Raw genomic sequence first — 877 nt, 5'->3', positions numbered from 1 at the left:
CCGGCAGCACCTCCAACCCCGCCGCTCCCTTCGCCCCGCCCTTGAACGGCACCTGCCCGGCCTTGACGGTGAAGTTGCCCGGGCACTTGAAGGTGATATCCCCGCCTTCCAGCACGATCTCGGTCTGGCCGGCCTGCAGGACGATCTTCTGCTTGGCCAGCACGTCGATGCGGTCGTCGGTGGCGGTGACGGTGACGGACTGGTCGGCCAGCAGTTTCAGCGGGCCGGCGTGGGCCTGCAGGCTGACGGGGCCGTTGGCGGCGATGGCCTTGAGCGGGCCCTTCTGCGCGAACAGGGCGACGTGGCCGCCGCTGACGCCGGCGATGGTGTGGCCAGCGGCGAGGTGGGCGTCCTGCTGGGCGGTCAGGTGGGTGTGGCCGCCGGCATAGGCAATCGCGCTGGCCGGCGTCGCCAGGGCGATCGCGTCGGGGGACTCGGCGATCAGCACCGGGCTGGCGAACTTTTCGACCGGGGCGCCGCCGTCACGGCTGGGGCCCTTGGGCTTGGTCGCCGACTGGCCGTTGACGCTGCCGGGGTGGGTGCCGTCCTGCTCGGGGTCGATCTGTTTGATCAGCTCGGTCTGGCGCGGGTTGGCGGCCAGTGGGGCGACCTCGGCGCCTTCGGCGGCATCGCTCATGGCCTGCGCGGTGCGTTCGGCGCCCTTGAGCTGGCTGACGGCCTCGGCGATGTCGAACTGGGTCGAGGTGGCGTTCGTCCGCGCGGTGGTGGACAGCAGCACGCCCTCGCCGGCGCGCAGGTTGGCCCAGCCGAGCGTGGCCAAATCGAAGCCCTGCCCGCGCAGGCTGCCGCGGCTGCCATCGCGGTGATCGAGCAGGTAGCCCAGCTCCAGCCGGCTGTCGGCCAGGCTGGTGTGCAG

At 72.1% G+C, this 877-nt stretch carries 1 protein-coding gene; it reads right to left on the bottom strand.

The features are described 5' to 3' along the window. The coding region (locus N799_RS14055) for a type VI secretion system Vgr family protein (protein WP_036213989.1) at positions 1 to 877 on the bottom strand (877 nt) is incomplete at both ends.

The organism is Lysobacter arseniciresistens ZS79 (genome assembly GCF_000768335.1).
GTDB classification, from domain to species: domain Bacteria; phylum Pseudomonadota; class Gammaproteobacteria; order Xanthomonadales; family Xanthomonadaceae; genus Novilysobacter; species Novilysobacter arseniciresistens.
The sequence above is the reverse complement of the archived record's forward strand: the minus strand, read 5'-3'. Positions and strand labels throughout refer to the sequence as shown.